The 19,362-nt window shown below is 74.9% G+C and carries 16 protein-coding genes; 7 read left to right on the top strand and 9 right to left on the bottom strand.

Annotated features, from left to right (window positions below; genetic code table 11):
• Positions 1 to 125 precede the first annotated feature (125 nt).
• From ACI78S_RS20765 to ACI78S_RS20755, 3 genes are all read left to right on the top strand, one after another.
• Positions 126 to 1,250: a GNAT family N-acetyltransferase gene (locus ACI78S_RS20765; RefSeq protein ID WP_456976871.1), complete on the top strand. Its 1,125-nt coding sequence runs from the start codon at positions 126 to 128 to the stop codon at positions 1,248 to 1,250.
• Positions 1,251 to 1,506: 256 nt separating this feature from the next.
• Positions 1,507 to 2,520, top strand: a complete 1,014-nt coding sequence (locus ACI78S_RS20760) for a hypothetical protein (protein WP_456976870.1) — start codon at positions 1,507 to 1,509, stop codon at positions 2,518 to 2,520.
• On the top strand, positions 2,517 to 3,839 hold the full coding sequence (locus tag ACI78S_RS20755; RefSeq protein ID WP_456976869.1) for an O-antigen ligase family protein: 1,323 nt from the start codon (positions 2,517 to 2,519) through the stop codon (positions 3,837 to 3,839). The genes ACI78S_RS20760 and ACI78S_RS20755 overlap by 4 nt, the downstream gene beginning before the upstream one ends.
• Here ACI78S_RS20755 and ACI78S_RS20750 read toward each other — a convergent pair.
• Complete coding sequence (locus tag ACI78S_RS20750; RefSeq protein WP_456976868.1) at positions 3,815 to 4,855, bottom strand: hypothetical protein; 1,041 nt, start codon at positions 4,853 to 4,855, stop codon at positions 3,815 to 3,817. The genes ACI78S_RS20755 and ACI78S_RS20750 overlap by 25 nt on opposite strands.
• The gene (locus ACI78S_RS20745) at positions 4,852 to 6,417 is read right to left on the bottom strand and encodes a lipopolysaccharide biosynthesis protein (protein WP_456976867.1); all 1,566 of its coding nucleotides are present in this window, start codon (positions 6,415 to 6,417) and stop codon (positions 4,852 to 4,854) included. The genes ACI78S_RS20750 and ACI78S_RS20745 overlap by 4 nt, the downstream gene beginning before the upstream one ends.
• Before the next feature lie 200 nt (positions 6,418 to 6,617).
• On the opposite strand from ACI78S_RS20745, the gene ACI78S_RS20740 reads away from it, so the two are divergent.
• The 4 genes from ACI78S_RS20740 (at position 6,618) to ACI78S_RS20725 (ending at position 11,739) form a co-directional block, all read left to right on the top strand.
• Entirely contained in the window at positions 6,618 to 8,255 is a 1,638-nt protein-coding gene (locus tag ACI78S_RS20740) for a WecB/TagA/CpsF family glycosyltransferase (RefSeq protein WP_456976866.1), read from the top strand.
• Positions 8,252 to 9,523: a glycosyltransferase family 4 protein gene (locus tag ACI78S_RS20735; protein ID WP_456976865.1), complete on the top strand. Its 1,272-nt coding sequence runs from the start codon at positions 8,252 to 8,254 to the stop codon at positions 9,521 to 9,523. The genes ACI78S_RS20740 and ACI78S_RS20735 overlap by 4 nt, the downstream gene beginning before the upstream one ends.
• A gap of 133 nt (positions 9,524 to 9,656) precedes the next feature.
• Positions 9,657 to 10,343 (top strand): hypothetical protein, encoded by a 687-nt coding sequence (locus tag ACI78S_RS20730; protein WP_456976864.1) that lies wholly within the window; start codon positions 9,657 to 9,659, stop codon positions 10,341 to 10,343.
• A 64-nt stretch (positions 10,344 to 10,407) separates the two neighbouring features.
• Positions 10,408 to 11,739, top strand: a complete 1,332-nt coding sequence (locus tag ACI78S_RS20725; RefSeq protein ID WP_456976863.1) for a hypothetical protein — start codon at positions 10,408 to 10,410, stop codon at positions 11,737 to 11,739.
• 46 nt (positions 11,740 to 11,785) lie between these two features.
• Here ACI78S_RS20725 and ACI78S_RS20720 read toward each other — a convergent pair whose 3' ends face one another.
• The 7 genes from ACI78S_RS20720 to ACI78S_RS20690 form a co-directional block, all read right to left on the bottom strand.
• The gene (locus tag ACI78S_RS20720) at positions 11,786 to 12,982 is read right to left on the bottom strand and encodes a hypothetical protein (RefSeq protein WP_456976862.1); all 1,197 of its coding nucleotides are present in this window, start codon (positions 12,980 to 12,982) and stop codon (positions 11,786 to 11,788) included.
• 258 nt (positions 12,983 to 13,240) lie between these two features.
• A complete protein-coding gene (locus ACI78S_RS20715; protein WP_456976861.1) occupies positions 13,241 to 14,191 on the bottom strand; it encodes a glycosyltransferase family 2 protein in 951 nt (316 codons plus the stop codon).
• Entirely contained in the window at positions 14,188 to 14,853 is a 666-nt protein-coding gene (locus ACI78S_RS20710) for a polysaccharide deacetylase family protein (protein ID WP_456976860.1), read from the bottom strand. The genes ACI78S_RS20715 and ACI78S_RS20710 overlap by 4 nt, the downstream gene beginning before the upstream one ends.
• Positions 14,850 to 14,993 carry a hypothetical protein gene (locus ACI78S_RS20705; protein ID WP_456976859.1) on the bottom strand — a complete coding sequence of 48 codons (144 nt, stop codon included), beginning with the start codon at positions 14,991 to 14,993 and terminating at the stop codon, positions 14,850 to 14,852. The genes ACI78S_RS20710 and ACI78S_RS20705 overlap by 4 nt, the downstream gene beginning before the upstream one ends.
• A gap of 16 nt (positions 14,994 to 15,009) precedes the next feature.
• Positions 15,010 to 16,497 carry a sugar transferase gene (locus ACI78S_RS20700; protein ID WP_456976858.1) on the bottom strand — a complete coding sequence of 496 codons (1,488 nt, stop codon included), beginning with the start codon at positions 16,495 to 16,497 and terminating at the stop codon, positions 15,010 to 15,012.
• Between the two features lie 265 nt (positions 16,498 to 16,762).
• On the bottom strand, positions 16,763 to 17,743 hold the full coding sequence (galE, locus tag ACI78S_RS20695; protein WP_456976857.1) for a UDP-glucose 4-epimerase GalE: 981 nt from the start codon (positions 17,741 to 17,743) through the stop codon (positions 16,763 to 16,765).
• A gap of 296 nt (positions 17,744 to 18,039) precedes the next feature.
• Positions 18,040 to 19,359, bottom strand: coding sequence for a UDP-glucose dehydrogenase family protein (locus ACI78S_RS20690; protein ID WP_456976856.1), 1,320 nt, complete (start codon positions 19,357 to 19,359; stop codon positions 18,040 to 18,042).
• Positions 19,360 to 19,362 lie beyond the last annotated feature (3 nt).

Genomic DNA, 19,362 nt, shown 5'->3' with positions numbered 1-19,362 from the left:
CGGCGTCCCTCGAACGGGTGACACGAGGCGTCGTGCGGCAGGCCCGCCGGCCGCGCCGGGACCAGTCTGCGATCGGCACCGTGGTCTCCGGCACACCGCCGGTCGGTGCCCCGGGGAGGACGGACATGGAGGAGTTCGCCGTCGAGCGCCTCGACGCGGAGGCGGAACGGGCCTGGGACGCCCTGGCGCTGGCGAGCGGGACGTCGCCGTTCCTGCGCCCCGGCTGGGTGCTGGCCTCCGTGTCGGCCTTCGGCGACGACGACGCCCTGCGGCTGGCCTCGGTGCGCCGGGACGGCGCCCTGGTGGCGGTCCTCCCCCTCGTCCGGCGCCGCGGCGGCTTCTCCGCCGTCAGCAACTCGGAGACCTCGGAGACCGGCCTCGTGGCGCGGGACGACGACGCGGCCCGGGCGCTGGTCGCCGGCCTGCTGCGCCGGCGCGTCCCGCAGGTCGACCTCCCCGGCCTGCCGGTGTCGGAGCTCACCGCCCGCGTGCTGCGCCAGGTCGAGCCGGGCAGCCCGCGCCCGTTCCTCTGGTACCCGGCCGGCCAGAACCCCTACGTCGACGTGTCCGGCGACTGGGCCGGCTACGAGGCCGAGCGGCTCAGCAGCAAGCGCCGCCAGCGGCTGCGGAACATCGAGCGGCGGCTGGCGAAGCTGGGCGCGGTGGAGTTCCAGGTCGTCGCCGCCCCCGGCGCCGAGCTGCCCCGGCTGCTGGAGGAGGGCTTCGGGATCGAGCTGGCCGGCTGGAAGGGCCGGGCCGGCACCGCCGTGCTGTCCGCGCCGACCACCCGGGAGCTGTACTGGCGGTCCGGCGCGTGGGCCGCCGAGGCGGGCATCCTCCGGCTGGCGTTCCTCCGGGTGGGCGGGCGGCCGGCCGCGTTCGCGATGAACCTGGAGCAGGACGGTCGCCGCTACGGCCTGAAGTTCGCCTACTCGGAGGAGTTCGCCCAGCACTCCCCGGGCACGCTGATGCTGCAGCGCATGGTGCGGCACGGCTTCGAGGAGCCCGGGCTGTCCCGGTTCTTCTTCCTGGGCGCGCCCGACGACTACAAGCTCGTGTTCGCCGACGGTGTCGAGGAGCTGGTGCGCGTCCGCATGTTCGGACGGGGTCCGGCCGCGATCGCCCGCCGCGCCTACCAGCGGGCCCGGTCGACGGCGCGGGCCCACGTGCCCGAGCGCGTCCTGCGGCGGCTGCCGCGGTGGACCGGCGTGGAGCAGTGGGTCGGCCGGCACAGCGGTGACAGCGAGTAGCTGACGCTTCACCTGCAGTGGTGCCCACGTGGCCTTTCCCCGTACCGCGCGGCGGCCGTCGTCGCTGTGCGTGAGGATCCGCGTGCCCCGAAGTCCCCGAATTCCGGGTCCGCTGTGTACCTTCGGCCCGGTGAGCCGGTGAGGCGGCCGGTGTCCGGCGGCGGCCTCGGGGACTGCGTCGTCCCCTCCACCGGTACGACGGACCGTCGGACGACCGCAGCGCGGCCGTCCACGAGGAATACGCGAGGAACCTCCTGTGAGTGATGTCGTGGCGGCACGCAAGCCGACCCCCATGACGGCGCTGCGCCGGCACGTCGTCGTCAGCCTGGTGCTGGTGCTGGCGTGCACGGTCGTCGCCTTCTACGTCGGGAAGGAGCGCCCGCGGGTGTACACGGCCGAGGCCCGGCTCGCGGTCTCCGGCCGGGGGCTCACGTCGGACAACGTGGCCTCGTTCCCGCTGGCCTCGTCCGAGCTGGCCGCCGACTACGCCCGGTACGTCAACAACGCCCAGGAGCAGCGGAACCTGGAGGAGACGCTGAAGGTCGAGGTCGGGTCCATCAAGGACGTGACCGCCTCGCCCATCCCCGACTCCAACGTCGTGCGCATCGAGGTGACCGCCGCCGAGCCCGGCATCGCGGTGCAGGCCGCGCAGAACATCGCCGACGGCCTGGTGACGACGATCAACGACACGACGGCGCACGACGAGCTGACCGCCACCACGCTGCAGCAGTACACCGACGTGAGCAACCAGCTGGCCACCGCGCAGCAGGCCTCCGCGGCGGCCCAGCTGGCCCTGGACACGGCGCGCGGCCGGGCCTCCTCGGGCTTCCCGCGCGCGGGTGACGACCTCAACGCGCTCCAGGCGGCGGCGGCCGCCGCCGCGGCGCAGGTGCAGCTGCTCACCGTCCAGGCCGACGCCCTCGGGCAGAAGTACCAGAACCTGGTGAGCACCGTCGGCACGCCCGCCACCCTCCAGGTGATCCAGCCGGCCGCGCGGCAGGGCGACGACTTCGTCGCCACCGCCGGGCGGTTCACCCTCGCCGGGCTGGCCGCCGGCATCCTGCTCGCGCTCGGGGTGGCGACCCTGCTGGAGCGCCGCCGGGCGCACCGGCAGGCCGCCGGCGGCAAGCAGGCCGCGCCGACGACGGCGGAGCCCGCGACCGGGCAGCCCGCCGGGAAGCCGGCGGCGCAGCCGGCCGCGGCGGAGGCGGGCGCGGAGCCGGCCGAGGACCAGCGGGTGCTCGAGGACGCGCGCGGCGGGAGACGATGACCGAGGCGATCGAGGACGACCACCCTCGGTCGCGCTACTGGGGGGTCCGGCTCGTCGTCGCGGGCCTCGTGCTCTCGGTCCTGTCGAAGTACAGCGACCAGGTCGGGCTGCCGGTCAGCCCCGACCGCCTGCTGATCCCGGCCGGCGTCGGCCTGCTGTTCCTCGGCGGGCACCTGCGGGTCCCCGGCGGCTTCCGGTGGCGGTGGGTGCACACCCTGATGGCCGCCACGGTCGCCTGGATCGTCTGGTCCGCGGTCGGCGCCGGCACGCTGACCACCTCGGAGGGCTTCTACGCCCTCGCCGACCGGGTGGCCGTGCCGTTCGTCCTGTTCGCCCTGGCCCCGCTGGTGTTCCGCACGGAGGACGACCGGCGGCTGCTGCTCAAGGCGCTGATCGGGCTGGGCTTCTACCTCGGCCTGATCGCGATCTTCGAGATGGTGGGGCCGACCGCGCTGGTCTTCCCGAGCTACATCGCCGACCCCACGATCGGTGACGTCTTCGGGCGCGCCCGCGGCCCCTACGTCTCCGCCGAGGCCAACGGCATGCTCATGGCGGCGGCGCTGTTCGCCGCGCTGGTGGGGGCGCTGCGCTTCCGCCGGGCCTGGCGGGTCGTCTCGGTCCTCACCGTGCCGCTGTGCGCCCTCGGCGTCCTGCTCACGCTCACCCGCTCGGTGTGGGTGGGCACCGTGCTGGGGCTGCTGGTGGTGTGCCTGATCACGCCCACCCTGCGCCGGCGCCTGCCGCTGCTGGCCGGCGGCATGGTCGCGACGGTGGGCGTCGTCCTGCTCACCGTGCCGGAGGTGACCCGGCTGGTGGTGGAGCGGCTCACCACGCAGCGCTCGGTGTACGACCGGGCCAACACCAACGCCGCCGCGCTGCGGATGGTGGAGGAGAACCCGCTCGAGGGCATCGGCTGGTCGCGGTTCATCCAGGAGAGCGCCGACTGGGTGCGCCAGTCCGACGCCTACCCGGTGACGAACGTGAACATCGAGGTCCACAACGTCGTCCTGTCGCGGGCCGCCGAGCTCGGCCTGATCGGCGCCGCCCTCTGGCTGGCGTGCGTCTTCGCCGGCCCGGTGCGCGCGGCGCTGAGCCGCCCGGCGCGGCAGGACCTGGCCGACTGGCGGGTCATCCTCGTCGGGTTCGGCTGCGTCTGGGGCGTGGTGATCATGCTCAGCCCGCTGCCGTACCCCCTGCCGAACACGCTCATCTTCCTGATGGCCGGCATCGTGCTGCGCAACCACCTGCTCCCCCGCCGCGACGAGGTGGCGGCGGCGCCCGCGGACGCGCCGGGTCAGGCGGCCGGGGTCAGCCCGTAGAAGTCGTCGAACCGGCGGAGCAGCTCGAGGCAGCGCGCCGCCCGGTCGGGGTCCGACCACGGCCCGCGCACGACGGCCTGCAGCTTGTCGCGCATCCGCCGGTAGTTCTCGCCGTCCTCGGCCGCGTAGCCGACCGCCCGCTCGGGGTCGCCGGCCCGGCCGAGGCCGGCGGCGAGCGCCTCGACGTCGGGCAGGCCGTAGTCGTCGCCCTCCCGGGCGAAGAGGTCGACGAACAGCCGGATGAGCAGCAGCCGGAAGCTGTCGTCGTGGAAGGGCCCGCTGCGCCGCTGGTAGGCCCGGTACGTGCTGATCACGTAGTTCAGGTGCACGATGCGCGCCTCGAACCCGTCGCCGACGGCGATCCGCGCCGGGTCGCTGTGCAGCTGCGGCCAGAACGTCGTGTCGAAGGTGTGCCGCTCGCCGCCGACGACGGCGTCGTGGCCGAGGTGGCGGTGCGGCGGGAAGGCGCGCAGCCAGTCCACCCGCGCGACCTGCTCCCAGGTGGCGGCGAGCGTGCGGCCGCGGGCCGCGTACCAGGGGTCCCAGGGCGGTGAGACCCCGAGGACGTCGAGGTCGCGGGCGCGGGCCAGGGCGTACTCGTCCTCGTGCACCCGCGGGTCCATGAGGAACAGGTCGGCGTCGTGCAGGACGACGTGCGTGCTGGTCGCGGCGTGCACGCCCCGGATGAGCTGCGCCCCGTGGTTGCGGCCGGGGTCGCCCAGCCGCGGCAGGACCGCCCGGTCGACGGCGGGCAGCGGCAGCAGGTGCAGCGGGCCGGGCCAGGTGGGTGCGGCCTCGTCGACCCGCCGGCGCACCTCCTCGCTGGGCACGTCGGGGATGACCAGGGTGGCCAGCCGGTGCTCGGCGGCCTGGGTGCGGCAGACGGCCAGCGCGAGGTCGAGGAACACGGGCAGGTCGCCGGGGACCGGCAGCAGGAGCGTGTAGCCGGGGCGCTGCGCGGGGCGGCGCCCCCACCGCGCGAAGCGCAGCCGCCAGAACGCCGAGCGGACCGTCACGCCACCCCTCCCGTCGTCTCCTGCCGCCGGAACCGGTCGCGCACGAACGCCAGCGACCGGGCCGGCCCGAAAGCCAGCAGAGCGTAGAGGGCCAGCCCGGGCGCGGCCACCAGCCCCGAGAGGACCAGGCCCAGCGGGCCCTGCGGGACCAGGGGCCGGAACAGCAGCTCCAGGGCCAGCACCAGCGCGGCCGCGGCGAGGGCCGGGAGCACCGGGATCTCCCGGAGGAAGCTGCGGGTCGTGCCCGGCAGCTTGCGCCGCGCCAGGCGCAGCAGCAGGAACGACGCGACGATCTGGCTGACCGCCGTCGCGGCCACGGTGCCGAGGATCCCGAACGGGTGGACCAGCACGAGGGTGAGCACGAGGTTCACCACGACGGCCACCGTCGCGCACCGCGCCGGCAGCTCGGGCCGCTCGAGGGCCTGCGTCCACACCGTCAGGACGTCGGCCCACAGCGTCACCTGGTAGGCGAGCAGCATGACGACGGCCACGACGCCGGAGATGGCGAAGTCGTGGCCCAGCCAGGCCGTGATGCCGAACCACGCGGCCGCCACGGCCACCGCGCCCCACCCCGTCGTCCCGACGACCCACAGCCGCTGCAGCCGCTCGAAGTCGGCCCGGGCGCCGTCCGGGCCCTTGGCCCCCACGGACTGGCCCAGCGTGCTCTGCATGGGGATGAGGGCGTTGAGCGGGACCTGGCGCAGTTGCAGCGCGAAGTTCGCCCCGGTGCTGTAGTAGGCCACCTGCCGCACCGGCAGGAAGGCGCCGACGACGATGGCGTCGGTCTGCAGCGTGAGCAGCAGCATGATGTCGGCCCACTGCGTGTGCAGGGCGTAGCGGAGGAACGGCTTGAGCTGCGCCCACGGGGTCAGGCCGACCGACCGCAGGTCGAGGTGCCGCAGCGACGCCGGGACGATCACGAACGTCGCCAGCACCTGCTGGACGACGAGCGTGACCCCGATGCCGTACAGACCCCAGTCGTGCCGGACGGTCAGGACGACGCCGACGATGTAGACGACGTACCCGAGGTTGTTGGTGATGCTGGTCAGTGCGAACCGGCCGTGCGCGTTGAGCACCGCGGCGAACAGGTTGCGCAGCTGCGACATCGCCGTGATGAGGATCAGCGCGCGGAGCAGGAAGGTGCCCTCGCCCAGCAGCTCGTCGGGGATCTGCAGCAGGCGCAGCACGTGGGGGGCGGCCCAGAAGAAGGCGCCGAAGGCCGCCGTCCCGACCGCCGCGACGAGCAGCACGGCCGTGGTCAGCAGGCGGGTGAGCCGGACGCGGTCGCCCTCGCCGGCGTAGACCGAGAAGTAGCGCAGCGCGGCCCCGCCGAAGCCGCCGTCGGCCGCGGAGAGCACCTGCGCGATGACGAGCACGAGCAGGTAGAGGCCGTACCGGTCGATGCCGAGCCCCGCGATGATCAGCGGGGTCATGACGATGTTGACGACCAGCGGCATGATCTGGGCGGCGGCCTCCCAGCTGCTGCCGCGCAGGAGCCGGCCCAGCAGTCCGCGATCGCCGGGGGCCTGAGCCTCGGCGGTCGACTCCGGCGCCGAACTCACGCGCTGGAGGTTAACCGCACGCACGGTGACGGGGGCGGCCGCACCCGTCCCCGTGCACGAGATCACGCGGAGGCCGGTCCCCCACGTACGCCGTCCGGATGACATCCTGCACCGCGGGGGACACGACCGTGTGCAGACAGAGAGGGGAACGCTCAGTGACGAACCGGGACACCATGCCCCGGCCCGCCACCTGTTCCGTCGTGGTTCCCGCGCACGACGAGGCCGCCGTCCTGCAGGACCGGCTCGGCGCGCTGGTGGACGAGCTCGGCCCCGACGAGGCCGCGTTCGTCGTGGTCGCCAACGGGTGCACCGACGACACCGCCGCCGTCGCGCGCACGCTGCCCGGCGTGCGGGTGGTCGAGCTCGACGAGCCGTCGAAGATCGGCGCCCTCAACGCCGGCGACCGCGTCTCCTCGGTGTTCCCCCGGGTGTACCTCGACGCCGACGTGCGGCTCGACGGCCCCGGCCTGCGCCGCCTCGCCGAGGCCCTGGAGACCGACCGGCCGGTCGTCGCCGCGCCCCGCGTCCGCTTCGACGTCTCGCGGTCGACCTGGCCGGTGCGCGCCTTCTACCGGGTCTTCGAGCAGCTGCCGTTCGCGACCGAGGGCTTCTCCGGCCGCGGGGTCTACGGCCTGTCCGAGGCCGCGCGGCGCCGGTTCGACGCCTTCCCCGACGTCGTGGCCGACGACCTGTTCGTCGAGCGCCTGTTCGCGCCCGAGGAGCGGGTGGTCGTCGACGCCGACTCCGAGGTGCGGGCGCCGCGCACGCTGCGGGCGCTGCTCGCGGTGCGCACCCGCGTGGCCCGCGGCAACCGCGAGATCGCCCGGCGCGGCGAGGAGATCCGGCTGAGCGCCGACGCCGCCGCGCCCACCGGCGGCGGGACGCTGCGGGCGCTCGCCGGGCTGGTCCTCCGGCGTCCCCACCTGCTTCCGGGGGCCGCTGTCTACGTCGGCGTGACCCTCGCCGCCCGGTTCCGGGCCGCCCGCGCGGCGGCCGGCACCGCCTGGGAGCGCGACTCCTCGACCCGCGAGGCCAACTTCGCCGTCGAGCCGAACGTCGTCGCCGACCCCGCCGCGCCGCCGCAGCGGGTGGTCATCGACGGCATCCCCGCCGACGCGGTGACCCACGCCGGCGCCGTCCGGCACGTGATGTCCAGCCTCGAGGGCCGCCGGGGAGGCCGGATCGTCACGCCCAACCTCGACATCCACCGCCAGGCCCGCGGCGGGCGCTACGCCGACCTGATCGACGACGCCGAGCTCATCGTCGCCGACGGGATGCCGCTGGTGTGGGCCGCCCGGTTGCAGGGCCAGCCGCTGCCGGAGCGGGTCAGCGGCGCCACCCTGGTGTGGGACCTCGCCCGTGCCGCAGCCGCGGAAGGGCGCAGCGTCTTCCTGCTCGGCGCCCAGCCGCCGGAGGCAAAGCGCGCGGCCGCCCGGCTGGCGGCCGAGGTGCCCGGGCTGACCGTGGCCGGCACGTACAGCCCGCCGTTCGGCTTCGAGTCCTCCCCCGAGGAGCTGCGGCGGATCACCGAGGCCGTCCGCGCGGCCGACCCCGATCTCGTGTTCGTCGGGCTCGGGTTCCCCAAGCAGGAGCGGCTGATGCTGCGGCTGCGCCGAGAGGTGCCCTCCGCCTGGTTCATCGGCTGCGGCGGGAGCATCGACTTCATCGCCGGCCGCACCCGGCGGGCGCCGGAGCTGGTCCAGCGGCTGGGGCTGGAGTGGGCGTTCCGGCTCGCCCAGGAGCCGCGGCGGCTGTTCAAGCGCTACGTCGTGCACGGCCTCCCGCACGCCGCCGGCCTCCTGACCCGGGCCGCCCTCTCCGGCCTCCGGGGCCGATGACGGCGCTCCCCGCGCCCGGCCGTCCCCGGCTGGCCTACCTGGTCAGCCAGTACCCGGAGATCAGCCACGCCTTCATCGAGACCGAGATCGAGGCGGTGCGGGCGCTCGGCGCGGAGGTGCACACCTTCTCGGCGCGCGAGCCCGAGCCGGCCGACCTGGTGACCGAGCGGTCGCGGGAGGAGGCCCGCCGCACCGCGGTGCTGCAGCGGGCGGTCGTGCCCACCCTGCTGCGCGCCTCGCTGGCCCTGCTGCGCCGGTCCCCCGCCGCCCTGGGCGCCGGGCTCGCGCTGGCCCTGCGCAGCGGGCCGCGCACCCTTCGGGCGCGGGCGATGCAGGTGTTCTACCTCGGCGAGGCCGTCGTCCTGTGGTGGCGGATGAGCCGGCTCGGCCTGCGGCACGTGCACGTCCACTTCGCCAACAACGGCGCCGACATCGCCCGCCTGGCGGTCGCCGTGGGCACGGCCGCCGACGGCCCCGACGCCGGCTGGGCCTGGTCGCTGGCCATGCACGGGCCCACCGAGTTCGAGGACGTCTCGCGCTACGACCTCCCCGCCAAGCTGGCCTCGGCCGCCCGGGTCGCCTGCATCACCGACTTCTGCCGCAGCCAGGTGCTGCGCTCGCTGCCGTCGGAGCAGTGGGGCAAGGCCGGCCTGGTGCGCATGGGCGTCGACACGCGCCGCTTCTCGCCCGCGCCCGCCGCCGACCGCCCGCCGGGGGCGCCGCTGCGCGTGCTCAGCGTCGGCCGGCTGGTGCCCGAGAAGGGTGCCCCGCTGCTGCTCGACGCCGTGGCGCGGCTGGTCGCCGCCGGCACCCCGGTGCACCTCACCCTGGTCGGCGGCGGGCCGCTGCACGACCTGCTCGCCGCCGAGATCCGGGCCCGCGGCCTGGACGACGCCGTGGAGCTGGCCGGCCCGCGCGGGCAGGAGGAGCTGCCGGACCTCTACCGCGCCAGCGACGCCTTCTGCCTGCCCAGCTTCGCCGAGGGGCTGCCGGTCGTGCTCATGGAGGCGATGGCCAGCGGCCTGCCCGTGGTGACGACGACGATCGCCGGGATCCCCGAGCTGGTGGTGCACCGCGGGACCGGGCTGCTCGTGGCCCCCGGCCGGGCCGACCTGATCGCCGCGGCGCTGAGCGAGCTGGCCGAGGACCGCGCGCTGGGCCGCGCGCTGGGCGAGGCCGGACGGGCCGCGGTCGTGGCCCTCCACGACCCGGCGGTCAACGCCCGGGCCCTGATCGACCTGGTCACCGACGGCCGGTCGTCACTCTGAGCGATCATTCCAACGCTGCTTGCTTCCGCCAACTAGCGTTCTAGCTGCGCCGTCCCAGCGACCTGACCACGGGCGTTCACCCTCAGTTAAGCTCCGCGTCTCCGGAACGCCAGAGGAACGGAAGAGCGGACGCATGCACGCACGATTCATGAACCCCCGCGTGGTCACGGCGGTCGCGGCCGTCGTGGCACTCGGCTCGCTGCTCCTCTACTACCTCGACTTCGACCTCCTGGCGCAGCTCACCACCGAGGACGGCGTCTACGAGTACCTGCAGGCGCTGTGCTACCTGCTGGCCGCCGTCGCGTTCGTGGTGGCGGCGGTGCGGAGGCGCACCCCGTGGCTGTGGGCGGCGCCGCTGGCCGTGCTGTCGGTCCTCGTCGCGGGCGAGGAGGTGAGCTGGGGCCAGCGCATCTTCGGGATCTCGACGCCGGAGGAGCTGGACCGGATCAACGAGCAGGGCGAGTTCAACCTGCACAACATCGAGGGCATCCACGAGAACATCCGGCTGATCGCGTTCCTCTTCCTCTGCGCGGCGTTCGTCGCCTACCCGGTCGCGGTCCGTCGCCTGGCGCCGGTGCGGCGCCTGGCCACCCGCCTGCGCGCTCCCGTGCCCGACCTCAGCGCCAGCATCCTGGCGGTCCTCGGCCTGCTGTTCATGGTCGTGCCGCGGATCGTGGCCGACGGGGTCTCCTTCCAGCTCGACGAGGTCGGCGAGCTGTACGTGGCCGCGGCGTGGTTCGCCTTCGCGGCGGTCACGGCGGCCGCCGTCCGGCCGGCCGCCCGCACCGCGACGACGGGGGCACGGGCGCTCGCCCGCTGATCGTGGCAACCTCGGCCCTGCCCGACCGACCGCGCCGCCCGACCGACGGAGTCTGAACGAGGACATGTCCACGCCGCACACCGACAGCGGGGACCCGTCGGCCCCCGCGCCCGACCGGCTCGCCGAGGAGCGGCCCGCGCGGGAGATGAACCGCCGGCAGCTGCTCATCGCCGGCGGCGTGGGCCTGGCCGGGCTCGCCGGCGCCGGCATCGCCTACGGCGTCTTCAGCGGCGGGTCCTCCGGCGGCGGGACACCGCAGCCGACCACCCCCTCGTCCGCTCCCCCGCCCCCGACCTCGGGCGGGCCCGCTCCCACGGCGGGGCGCCGGCTGCCGCACCCGTTCTGGACCGAGCCGCTCCCGGCCGAGGCGCCGCTCGCCGCGACCTCCGACGACTACGTCGCCCGGCTGGCCTTCCAGGCGCAGCTCGGCCCCGACTCCACGCCGGTCTCCTTCGGCTGGGCGGCGCCGTACAACACCGCCGTCTCCACCACCGACTACTCGCTGTGCATCTACACGATGCCCGCCGACTGGCCGCGCACGAAGGTCTACTCGCGGCGCGAGAAGACCGGTCTGCAGGAAGTGCTCGACCGCGGCGTCCCGGTGCCGGACCCCGCCGACCTGCCCGACGGGAACATCGCCCCTGAGGGCACCGACGGCGCGATCATCATCATCCAGGGCACGGAGCTCTGGGAGTTCTGGCAGTTCGGCGAGGGCGGACCGTCGGGCTACGACTGGTCCTGCGAGCAGGGCGGCCACATGGCCGACTACACGACCCACCCCGGCTGGTGGGCCGGCTCCTCGGCCTTCGGCGGCGGGTCCGACGGCCGGGTCGAGGGCTACGACTGGGGCGTCTCCGCGTGCGGGCAGTCCTACCTGGGCGGCATCCTCACCGCCGAGGACTTCTACGCCGACGCCATCCGCCACCCGCTGCCGCTGGCCCTGCCCATCACGGGCGCGGGGTCGGCGTCGCCGTCGCACCTGCTGCCGGCCACCCGCTACGACCAGAACAACTTCACCGACGCCGACGACGCCACCGCCGACCCCTACCGGCTGCCCGAGGGCGCCCGGTTCCGGCTGCCCGCCGACTTCGACATCGAGGGCTGGGTCGCCGAGCGGGCACTGCCCCCGGAGGAGGCCGGCGACGACGGGTCGACGGCGGAGGTGCTGAGCAAGGTGCTCGTCTGCCTGCGCGACTACGGCCTGTTCATCGCCGAGTCGGCCGGCATCGTCGGCTTCTCCGGCGAGCACGAGAAGGTGTACGGCACGCCGTACCACCCCTACCCGGCCGACCAGATCCCGCTGTGGGGCAACTTCGGGCAGCAGCTGCCCTGGTCGTCGCTGGTGCAGGTCGAGCCCCCCACCACCGACATCTCGGTGCCCGCGTCCGACGCCTGAGCCGCCCCCGGATCGCGGGCGGCGTGCGTCGGCGTCAGGGGTGGGCCTACGGCTGGCCGTAGCCGGCCGGCAGCGCCTGCACGCTCCCCCACGGGAAGTTCTCGAGCACCGAGTACTCCTCCGTGCCGCCGAGCAGCTCCGCCCACGGGTCGACGCCCGTGACCAGCTGCTCACCGGCACCGCTCTCCGTGGGCACGGCCACCGCGCCCGAGTAGTCGGTGACGATGAAGCCGTACTTCTGCGCCGCCTCGGCGATCATCGCCGCGACCGGGTGCAGGCCGAGGGAGGCCACGTCGATCGACGGGTCGAGGCGCAGCCGGGTGCCCTCCGGGATGGCGTTCGGGTCGCTGCTGCCGCCGTCGCCGCGCTGGGCCGGCCAGACGAACCCGTCGGCGGGGTCGGGGATGGCCAGGGCCAGGGCGTGGTCGATCGACCCGGCGCGGACGTCGGCCAGCCGGACCATGCCGCCGGTGTGCGCCAGCCCGCTGGCGCTGGCGCCGAAGCCGTCGTCGTGGAAACCGAGGCTCTGGCTCACGTTGTCGATGCGCCCGCCCCAGCAGGCGCTCCACTGCCCGTCGGCGTCCTCCTCGGCCACCCAGAACTCCCAGAGCTGGTCGGTGGACGGCGAGTAGATGGACATGGCCTTGTCGTCGCCGTTGGCGCCCACGGCGCCCTCGGGGATGGGCACGCCGGTGAACTCCCCGCCGGGGCCGGTGAGCCCGTCGGGCAGGTAGCCCTTGCCCTGGCAGTCGTTGAAGGCGACGTCGACCAGCGGGGTGCCGGCCGGGGCGACGAAGTAGCTGTTGTTGTACTGGCTCACGTTCAGCGCGGCGACGCCGCCGTACCGGGAGGTGACCGACTCGGCGAGGTGGGCGGCCATCGCGTCGGCGTTGGGGGCCAGCGGCGCGTCGGAGATGTCGTCGAGCCACACGCTGTCGGGGCCGAACGGGTAGTCGGCCGGTGCCGTCGCCGCGGGGGCGGGCGCGGGGGCGGGGGCGGGCGCCGGAGCCGGGGCGGGCGCGGGAGCCGGGGCCGGCGCGGGGGCCGGCTGCGGCGCCGGGACGACGGCCGACGGCGACGGCAGCGCCTGCTGCGTGCTGGAGAGCCCGGAGTCGGCGGTGGACACCTGGGCCGGCTTCTCGGCCTTCACGGCCAGCGGGGTCTCGCAGGCGGTGGCCAGCGTGAGCAGAGCGGCGGCCCCGAGCAGCACGAGCGGGCGGCGTCGGGTGGAGCGAGGGGACACGAACGGCCTCCGGGGAAGACTCGCGGGCACCCCACGCGAGCGTGTCGTTGACGAGGAGATACCAAATCGTGACACAACGGAGGCGGATGTCGACATGTCGATCCGCGAAGTGCCACTCACGTCACACGAGCCCCACCGGTCCCGGCGCGTGGCGGCGGTCCGGCCAGGTCACCCGGGTGCCGACGCGTGGCTCAGGCCGGCGGGACACCACCACGGGTCGGCACCGGGTGGCATCCGGTCGGGGACGGGACCCCGGTGTCAGCGGGCGACGGGCTGCTCGGCCACCCCGGAGGCCTCCATGCGGCCGCGCCGCAGCCAGGCACGCGCCCGCGCCGGCAGCACCCGCATGGCCGCCCAGCGCGAGAGGTACCAGGCCCAGAAGCGCCAGCGCGGCTCGAACGCCGTCCGCGCCTGGTCCAGGCGCTCCCGCCGCTCGGGGGTGAGCTGGTCGTGCTCGGCCAGGAACGCCTCCAGCCAGCGGATGTAGCGCAGCGTCGCCGGGTCGCGGTGCCCCCGCCCGGGCGAGCGGTGCACGGCCGAGGAGCGGTGCTGGCGGTACAGCGACGTCGACTCCGCGACCGCGACCGCCGGCGCGCGCACGGTGAGGCGGGAGACCATCGTCTGGTCCTCGAACAGGCCCCGGAAGAGCGGGTCGGCGGGGCCGTCCGGCGGCACGACCGCCCGCCGGAACATCAGCCCGCAGGTGGGCACGGGGGCGCCGCCGCTGAACGTGGTGGAGCGCAGCAGCTCTCCGGGCGGGAGGAGGACGTCGGCGTCGTACGGCAGCGGGCGGACGGCGTCGGCGCCCTCGCCGCGCCAGGTCACCCAGATCGTGGCCGGGGAGACCACGATGCCGGCCTCGGGGTGCCGGCCGGCGGCGGCGAGCTGCCGCTCCAGGTGGTCGGCAAGCCAGACGTCGTCGCCGTCGAGGAAAGCGATCCACTCCCCGCGCGCGTGCGCGACGCCGAGGGCGCGGGAGGCCCCCATGCCGCGGTTGGCGCCGCCGGGGTGGGTGAGGACGACGACGCGGGGGTCCTCCGCGGCCCACCGGCGGGCGACGTCGCCGCTGCCGTCGCGCGAGCCGTCGTCGACCAGCAGCAGCTCGAGGTCGGGCACGGTCTGGTCCAGCACGCTGGCCACGGCCTCGTCGAGGTAGGGGCCCGGGTCGAGGAAGATCATCACGACCGAGACCTGCGGGGTCGTCGTCATGCGAGGGGTGCGAACTCCGTTCCACGGCGCTTGAGCTCGCTCAGCGCCTCCGGCAGGTACTCCTGGAGCAGCGAGCGGGGCGGCGCGCCCTCGACCGCCTCCTCCAGGCCGTCGTGCATGAGGACGACGTCGCCGGCCGCGGCGCCGTCGAGGACGCGCAGCGCGCTCTCCGCCGTCGTCCCCGGGGCGTAGTCGGCCGGGTCGACCGTCCACAGCCACGTGCGCAGGCCGCTGCCGCGCAGGGCGCGGGCGCCGCCGGCGTCGATGCGGCCGTGCGGCGGGCGGAACAGCGGCACCGGGCGGCCGAGGACGTCCTCGAGCGAGCGCCGGCCGGCCAGGTAGTCGGCCATCGCCTCGCGGGCCGGCAGCCCGGTCACCCGGTGGGTCTCGGAGTGCGAGCCCACCGCGTGCCCCTCGGCCACCATGCGGTGGACCAGCTCGGGGTGCTCGCGGGCGCGGTACCCGACGCAGAAGAAGGTGGCCGGCACGCCGTGGGAGGCCAGCACGTCGAGCACCGCCGGGGTGCTCTCGGGGTCGGGGCCGTCGTCGAACGTCAGCGCCACCGACGGCGACGCCAGCCGGCGGTCGGCCCGGGCCAGCCGGCTCAGGGCCAGGTACAGCCGCCAGCGGACCGCCGTCCGGACGCGCTCGGCCGCGCTCACGCCCGGACGAGGAAGACGACGAGCACCAGCGCGGCGACCGCCACCGCCGCGAGGGCGCCGACGAGCGCGTCGCGCAGCTCGCGGTGGGCGGCCAGCCACCGGTGGTCGAGCGGGCCGAGGTGGAAGTGCCGGACCGTCATGGCTGCGACCCCCGCATCAGTACGCGCCCTTGCTCTTGGCGACGGCGCCGACCGTCTTCCACATGATCATGAAGTCGAACATGAGCGACCAGTTCTCGACGTAGCGGACGTCGAGGCGGACCGAGTCGTCCCACGACAGGTCGGAGCGCCCGCTGATCTGCCACAGGCCGGTGATGCCGGGCTTGACCAGGAAGCGGCGGTGCATGTCGGCCCCGTACCGCTCGACCTCCCGGGCCAGCGGCGGCCGGGGGCCGACCAGCGACATCGAGCCGAGCAGCACGTTGAACAGCTGGGGCAGCTCGTCGAGCGACTTGCGGCGCAGCCAGCGGCCGACCCGGGTGACGCGGGGGTCGCCGTGCATCTTGAACAGCACGCCGTTGCCGTCGTCCAGCGAGGTCAGGGTCGAGACCATCCGCTCGGCGCCGTCGACCATGGTGCGGAACTTCAGCATCTGGAAGCGGCGGCCGTCGCGGCCCACCCGCTCCTGGCGGAAGAGGACCGGGCCGGGGCTGCTGACCCGGACGGCGAGGGCGATCCCGGTCATGATCGGCGCGAGCACGACCAGCAGCACCGCGGCCAGGACCCGGTCGACGACGTCCTTGGCGAGGCGGCGGACGCCGCGCAGCTCGGGCCGCTCCATGTGCAGCAGCGGCAACCCGCAGACCGGCCGGATGCGCACGCGGGTGCCCACGACCTCGGTGACCGACGGCGCCAGCAGCAGCTCGGCGTTGGTCTTCTCCAGGTCCCAGCCCAGCCGGCGCAGCGCCGGCCCGTCGAGCTCGGGGCAGGGCAGCACGGCGACGGTGTCGATGCGGTGCCGCTCGACCACGGCGGGCACCTCGGTCAGGTCGCCGAGGACGGGCAGGTCGTGCAGCGCGGAGGTGCGCCCCGTCTGGCCGGGCGGCAGGCAGCAGCCGACCACCTGGTAGCCGTGGTAGGCCTCGTTCTGCAGCTGCTGGCGCAGGGCCTGGACGGCGGCCTGGTGGCCGACGACGAGGGTGGTCTGCAGGTACCGCTGCCGGCGGCGCTGGCGGTGCAGCCAGCGGCGCTGCCCGTAGCGCTGCAGCAGCGTCAGCGACGTGGCCAGCGGCAGCGCGATCACCACGAAGCCGCGGGCGACCTCGAGCTGCAGCGCCCACGACACGGTGCCGAGGACGGCGAGGAAGGCGGCGGCGGCGCCGAAGACGCGGCGGAACTCCTCGGGCCCGACGAACAGGTGCCGCTCCTCGTAGCTGCGGGAGACGAGCATCAGCGCGAGCCAGACGAAGGGCAGGGCGAGGGCGGCCCACAGGGAGGCCTGCGAGTAGACGAGGGTCTCCGCCTCGGTGCCGAAGCGGGCCAGCAGGCCGACCGCGACGGCCACGCAGGCGGCCAGACCGTCACCCAGAGCGATGCGCCGGACGTAGCCGCGGCGCCACGAGCGCTGCGATTCGGGAGCCGCGCCCTGCTCGATGGCCGGCGGGACGGCGACGACTTCCGTCTCGGCAGCAGCCTGCTGGGTCACGTGCAGCCCGGAAATGGTGCGACTCCTGTCCCTCTGCACCGCTCACCCCGCTGAGCAGTGCGTTCGTCCTGATGGCGCCCGGACGTTAAGCCGAGACCCCTGAGGACGGTAGACAGTTGCGCGCGGCACTTCTCACCCGGGTAATGGCCGGGAGCGATTCTGGAACAGGCAGTCAGGAGGCCGTCACAGCACGTTCATGAATCGCCGCGACGGCCACTTTCCGCGATGAGCCGGTGACTACGGGGAGTGACGGCGAACGGCGAGCTCAGCGGCCGCCACGCAGGCGGGTCCAGCCCTCCCACGCCGAGCGCACCATCTCCTCGGCCCCGAACGCGGCCCGCCAGCCCAGCGCCTGCTCGACGGTGTCGGCGGCGGCGACGACCCGCGGCGGGTCACCGGGACGGCGCGGCTCGACCACCGGCGCCGACCAGGCCTCCCCGGCGGTGCCGGTGACCGCGCGGATCGTCTCGACCATCTCGCGCACCGAGACGCCCTCGCCGCGGCCGATGTTGGCGGTCAGCGCCGTCACGCCGCCGTCGGCCAGCGCCCGCGCCGCGGCGACGTGGGCCGAGGCGATGTCGGCCACGTGCACGAAGTCGCGGACGCAGGTGCCGTCGGGGGTGTCGTAGTCGTCGCCGAAGATCCGCGGGGCAGCGTGCCGCGACAGCTGCTGGAAGACCATGGGCACGAGGTTGGAGACGCCGACGTCGGTCAGGTCGGGGGCGGCGGCGCCGGCGACGTTGAAGTAGCGCAGGTTGGCGTAGCGCAGGCCGCTGGTGCGGGCGACGTCGGCGACCATCCACTCGCCGACCAGCTTCGTCGTGCCGTAGGGGTTGACCGGCCGGCAGGGGGTGTCCTCGCGGACCAGGTCGACGTCGGGAGCGCCGTAGACGGCGGCGCTGGAGGAGAAGACGAAGGAGTCGACCCCGACGGCGCCGGCGGCCTCGAGCAGGACCCGCAGCCCCTCGACGTTCTCGCGGTAGTAGTGCAGGGGACGGCGGACCGACTCCTCCACCTGCTTCTTGGCGGCCACGTGCACGACGCCGCGCACGCGGTGCTCGCGCAGCGTCCGCTCGACCAGGGCGCCGTCGAGCACGCTGCCGACCACGAGCGGCACCTCGGGCACCCGGCTCGCGTCGCCGGTGGAGAGGTCGTCGAGCAGCACGACGGGCTCGCCCGCCTCGAGCATCGCCCGCGTGATGTGCGCCCCGATGTAGCCGGCGCCGCCGGTCACCAGCCACGTCATGGCCGCAGAGACTAACCACGATCACGGGCCCCGCGGCCCGCCGGCCCGCGCCAGGCGCTCGCTGACCGCTCCCGAGCGCCGTTGCAGGCCCGGCGCCCGCCGCCTCGGCGGCGTACCAGCGGGCGCGGCGGGCCCGCTCACGGCGGCGCGTGGTGGCCGCGACGGCACCCAGCCAGACGCTGCCGGCGGCCGCGGCCAGCGACCAGCGACCAGCGACCAGCAGCCATCCCCACCACGGCACGGCAGGCAGCATCCCGGGGCGTGACCCGGGCCACGAGCCCCAGTGCGGGACAGGGTCAGCTGCCGCGGCGGCCCAGCGCCCGGTAGGTCCAGCCGGCGGCGACCCAGGCGTCGCGGTCGAGGGCGTTGCGCCCGTCGAGCACCCGCTTCTGCGCCACCACCCTGCCGAACTCGACCGGGTCGAGCTCGCGGTACTGCCGCCACTCGGTGAGCACCAGGACGGCGTCGGCCTTCTCCGCCGCCTCCTCCGGGGTGGCCGCGTAGTCGAGCTGCGGCCACAACCGCTGGCTGTTCTCGATCGCGGCCGGGTCGGTCACCCGCACGTCGGCGCCCTGCAGCTGCAGCTGGGCGGCGACGTTCAGGGCCGGGGAGTCGCGGATGTCGTCGCTGTCGGGCTTGAACGCCGCGCCCAGGACGGCGACCCGCTTGCCCAGCAGCGAGCCGTCGCAGACCTCGCGGGCCAGCTCCACCATGCGGATCCGGCGGCGCATGTTGATGTTGTCGACCTCGCGCAGGAAGGTCAGCGCCTGGTCGGCGCCGAGCTCGCCGGCGCGCGCCATGAACGCGCGGATGTCCTTGGGCAGGCAGCCGCCGCCGAAGCCCAGGCCGGCGTTGAGGAACTTGCGGCCGATGCGGTCGTCGTAGCCGATGGCGTCGGCGAGCAGCTTCACGTCGGCGCCGGTGGCCTCGCAGAGCTCGGCCATGGCGTTGATGAAGGAGATCTTCGTGGCCAGGAACGAGTTGGCCGCCGTCTTCACCATCTCGGCGGTGGCGTAGTCGGTGACCACCTGCGGGGTGCCGCGCTCGACGATGGGCCGGTAGACCTCGTCGAGCAGCTGCCGGGCGGTCTCGCCGGCCTCCCCCTCGGGCAGCCCGTAGACGAGGCGGTCGGGGTGGAGCGTGTCCTCGACGGCGAAGCCCTCGCGGAGGAACTCGGGGTTCCAGGCGAGCAGCGCGCCGGGCACCTTCTCGGCGACGAGGGCGCTCAGGCGGGCGGCGGTGCCCACCGGCACCGTGGACTTGCCGGCCACGAGCTCACCGGGGGCCAGGACGCCGATCAGGGACTCGGTGGCCGCCTCGACGTAGCGGAGGTCGGCGGCGTACTCCCCGCGCTTCTGCGGGGTGCCGACGCAGAGGAAGTGGACCTGCGCGCCCGCGGCGTCGGCGAAATCGGAGCTGAAGCGCAGCCGGCCCGAGGCGAGCGTGCGCTGGAGCAGCTCCTCGAAGCCGGGCTCGTAGAACGGGGCCTTGGCGTGCGCGAGCGCGCTGACCTTGTTCTCGTCGACGTCGATGCCGACGACCTCGTGCCCCAGCTCCGCCATGGAGGCGGCGTGCACGGCGCCGAGGTAGCCGCAGCCGATGACCGAGATGCGCATGCA

The organism is Geodermatophilus sp. SYSU D00815 (genome assembly GCF_054050035.1).
Note: the sequence above shows the minus strand (reverse complement) of the source record. Positions and strands in the feature narration are given on the sequence as shown.

Coding starts and splice junctions, on each gene's coding strand:
- ACI78S_RS20765 (WP_456976871.1), top strand. CDS start 126: ATGGAGGAGTTCGCCGTCGAGCGCCTCGACGCGGAGGCGGAACGGGCC.
- ACI78S_RS20755 (WP_456976869.1), top strand. CDS start 2,517: ATGACCGAGGCGATCGAGGACGACCACCCTCGGTCGCGCTACTGGGGG.
- ACI78S_RS20735 (WP_456976865.1), top strand. CDS start 8,252: ATGACGGCGCTCCCCGCGCCCGGCCGTCCCCGGCTGGCCTACCTGGTC.
- ACI78S_RS20730 (WP_456976864.1), top strand. CDS start 9,657: ATGCACGCACGATTCATGAACCCCCGCGTGGTCACGGCGGTCGCGGCC.
- ACI78S_RS20725 (WP_456976863.1), top strand. CDS start 10,408: ATGTCCACGCCGCACACCGACAGCGGGGACCCGTCGGCCCCCGCGCCC.
- ACI78S_RS20715 (WP_456976861.1), bottom strand. CDS start 14,191: ATGACGACGACCCCGCAGGTCTCGGTCGTGATGATCTTCCTCGACCCG.
- ACI78S_RS20705 (WP_456976859.1), bottom strand. CDS start 14,993: ATGACGGTCCGGCACTTCCACCTCGGCCCGCTCGACCACCGGTGGCTG.
- galE (WP_456976857.1), bottom strand. CDS start 17,743: ATGACGTGGCTGGTGACCGGCGGCGCCGGCTACATCGGGGCGCACATC.
- ACI78S_RS20690 (WP_456976856.1), bottom strand. CDS start 19,359: ATGCGCATCTCGGTCATCGGCTGCGGCTACCTCGGCGCCGTGCACGCC.